This window comes from Protofrankia sp. CiP1_Cm_nod2, assembly GCF_920664355.1.
Taxonomy (GTDB): Bacteria; Actinomycetota; Actinomycetes; order Frankiales; family Frankiaceae; genus Protofrankia.
The window spans coordinates 20,755-23,750 of sequence record NZ_CAKKTL010000055.1; the positions used below are offsets into that span (position 1 = coordinate 20,755).

Consider the following 2,996-nt stretch of genomic DNA (forward strand, 5'->3'; position numbering starts at 1 on the left):
CTCCTACGAGAAGCTGGGGGATGTCGCGGTCGCGGTGGGGGACACGGTCCGTGCGCAGCAGTTGTTCACCGACGGTCTGGCGATCCGCCGGCGGTTGGCGGAGGCGGATCCGGTCAATGCCGGCAAGCAGCGGGATCTCGTGATCTCGCTCGTGCAGCTCGGCCAGCTTCTATCCGGTAGCGACGACCGCGAGCGCGGCAGGGCGATGCTGGACGAAGCGACGCGGATAGCACGTGGAATCGGCCTCGACATAGGCTCTCCGGAAGAGGCCGACCACAGCAGGAGAAGCCCACGACGTCGGCGATGGCCTTTCCGGAGATCGCGGATGGGCTGATATGACGAGTCCGGGCTTCCCCGCTGTCTGCTGGCGTGCTTGCGCTCACCGTCCTTGCTGAAATCGTCGCGGATGCCGAACCGGCACCGGTTGACGAGGCCGGTCCGGGTGGGCGGGTTCTGCCGGTACAGGCCCTACGGCCCACCGAAACGGAGAGCGCGACGTTTGTGTACACCGACGAGCCGGAAGCCCGCTGGCCGGAGGTAGCCGCTCTGCTCGATCACACGCTCGCCGCGGCCCTTGCCGTGTTCGCGGACGGGCTGGACTGACGCCCACCGACCGGGCTGACATTCGTCAGCCGGCCGGGCTGCTCGCTGACGGGACAGGCCGCCAACGTATGGACGATCCATGTATGGGAACAGGCCGCGGACCGGACCTGTCGGGAACGGGCCGCGGGCCCGCGGGGTCAGTCCTCGATCTCCTCCCACCACTGGCACCACCAGTCGCCGCCGACGAGGATGCGCAGCTTGGGGTGCCAGCAGTAGGTGATGTCCTTGTCGGTGTCGAGGTAGTACAGGCAGTTGTCGCACCGCTCGTCGCCGTTGGGCTTGCCGCGCAGGATGGCGTCCTCGGCGAGGTGGCCGAGCTTGACGCTCAGCTCCTCGTCGATGGGCTTCGGCTCCGGCGCGCCGACATCGTAGACGGGTGTGATCTCGCTCACCTGGCTCCTTCCGGACTGGCGCTGTGTGGGCGCGCACCGCTGACGGGCGTGCACCGCTGTGCTGTGTGGACGTGACTGTGTGGACGTGCACGAAGGGCGAACGTGCACGGGGCCGCGCGGCTGAGGGTATGCGTGGTTCGGGGGCACGCGAAACCGGTCCCATGCCCCACCGTGATTGTGGCCTGCGCCGCCCGCCGGATGACGAACGGGCCGTTTCGGCACCTCACGGGCGTCGCCGGCAACGGGCCGGCCGGTTAACGTCGGCAGGGTGCGTATCGCGAGGTTCACAGACGGGACGGAGCCGGCCTTCGGCGTCGTCGAGGGCTCGGTCGAGACGGGCGAGGCGACCGTGGCCACGATCACCCCCCATCCGTTCGGCGCGTTCAGCTTCACCGGGGCCCGGCACGCGCTCGGCGACGTGCGGTTACTCGCGCCGGTGCTGCCCAGCAAGGTGCTCTGCGTCGGCAAGAACTACGCCGACCACGTCCGGGAGATGGGCGGGGACGCCGTGCCACAGCGTCCGGTGCTCTTCCTCAAGCCGTCGACGAGCGTGGTCGGGCCGGGGGACCCGGTCGCGCTGCCCGTCGACAGCGACCGGGTCGACTACGAGGGCGAGCTGGCGATCGTCATCGGGCGGCTGTGCCGGGACGTCCCGGCGGCCCGCGCGCTGGACGTCGTCCTGGGCTACACCTGCGCGAACGACGTGACCGCGCGTGACCAGCAGCAGGCGGACGGCCAATGGGCCCGGGCCAAGGGGCATGACACCTTCTGCCCGGTCGGCCCCTGGATCGAGACCGACCTGGACGCCTCCGACCTGGCGATCCGCACCACCGTCGACGGCGAGCTGCGGCAGGACGCGCGCACGAAGCTGCTGGTGCACGACATCCCGTCGCTGATCGCCTACATGTCCGCGGCGATGACCCTGCTGCCCGGCGACCTGCTGCTGACCGGGACACCGGCCGGTGTCGGCCCGCTGAGCCCCGGCCAGACCGTGGCCGTCACGGTCGAGGGCATCGGCACGCTCACCAACCCGGTCGTGGCCCGCTGACAGCGCCGGCCGAGGCCGGCAGCCCCGGCAGTCCCGGCGGCAGCCCCGGCAGTCCCGGCGGCGGCCCCGGCAGTCCCGGCGGGCCGACGCGCCGGGGAGCGTCGCGGCTGCTTGCCGCCCTGCTCCCCGCGCTGATGCGGTACAGTAAGCCTCGCCCGCAAGGGCAGCCTTGGGGTATGGGGTAATTGGCAGCCCAACGGATTCTGGTTCCGTTAGTCTAGGTTCGAGTCCTGGTACCCCAGCTTCGGGCGTTCCCTGCTGTAGGGTGGGAGCCGTCCGAAGGTGGAAAAAGAGAACAGTTGGCCCCGTCGTCTAGTGGCCTAGGACGCCGCCCTCTCAAGGCGGTAGCGCCGGTTCGAATCCGGTCGGGGCTACATCGGAATATGGATGGCAAAGGCCGTCGACCTGAGTGATCATGGTCGACGGCCCTTTGTGTCGCGTTCGGTTGTCGGCTGTCCGGCCGTTGCCTGCTGTCGCGCCGTCAGGTGACGGCCTGAGGGGCGGTGCTGTGTCCCACCCGGTCCCACCCGGTCCAGCCGGTTCACCTGGCCCAGCCGGTTCACCTGGGAAGTCCGAGACCTGGCCAGCGGGCGCTGCCCGCGGGCTTTCGCCAGCCGGCTCCTGCCGTGATGTCGTGCCAGCCGGGCCGGCACGACATCACCCGGTCGGGCTATGCGGCCGCCGACTACCGGACTACCGCGAGGCGGGGGAGGGACGCGGGGTGACGGGCCATCGCGCACTCCCGGCAGCCGCAGGAGCTCGGGCCGCCGCGGCCGTGGACGGTCTCGCCCGCCCGGCGGCCGGTGGTGATCAGACGCAGCCGGGGGACGGTGCCCTCGGCCGGCTCCTTCGTGGCGACCGCCTGCGTCGCCGTGGCGAGCGAGGGCAGCGGGGTGAGTGGGGACGTCGGGCCGGCGCAGGTCGGGTCCATGGCGGCTGCGGTGCGGGTCGGG

Annotated in this window: 3 protein-coding genes, 2 tRNA genes and 1 pseudogene; 4 read left to right on the top strand and 2 right to left on the bottom strand. The window is 71.0% G+C overall.

Features of this window, described 5'->3' with window-relative positions:
• A pseudogene (locus NBW84_RS08570) lies at positions 1-334 on the top strand (hypothetical protein); the annotation flags it as partial.
• Positions 335-740: 406 nt separating this feature from the next.
• Here NBW84_RS08570 and NBW84_RS08575 read toward each other — a convergent pair.
• Positions 741-995 carry a hypothetical protein gene (locus NBW84_RS08575; protein WP_250283405.1) on the bottom strand — a complete coding sequence of 85 codons (255 nt, stop codon included), beginning with the start codon at positions 993-995 and terminating at the stop codon, positions 741-743.
• A gap of 268 nt (positions 996-1,263) precedes the next feature.
• Between NBW84_RS08575 and NBW84_RS08580 the strand changes: the two genes are divergently transcribed.
• The 3 genes from NBW84_RS08580 (at position 1,264) to NBW84_RS08590 (ending at position 2,417) form a co-directional block, all read left to right on the top strand.
• Positions 1,264-2,043 (top strand): fumarylacetoacetate hydrolase family protein, encoded by a 780-nt coding sequence (locus NBW84_RS08580; protein WP_250283406.1) that lies wholly within the window; start codon positions 1,264-1,266, stop codon positions 2,041-2,043.
• A 170-nt stretch (positions 2,044-2,213) separates the two neighbouring features.
• A tRNA-Gln gene (locus tag NBW84_RS08585) sits at positions 2,214-2,285 on the top strand.
• 59 nt (positions 2,286-2,344) lie between these two features.
• Positions 2,345-2,417: transfer RNA gene (locus NBW84_RS08590), tRNA-Glu, on the top strand.
• Positions 2,418-2,728: 311 nt separating this feature from the next.
• Here NBW84_RS08590 and NBW84_RS08595 read toward each other — a convergent pair.
• The coding region (locus NBW84_RS08595) for a hypothetical protein (protein ID WP_445548668.1) at positions 2,729-2,996 on the bottom strand (268 nt) is incomplete at its 5' end.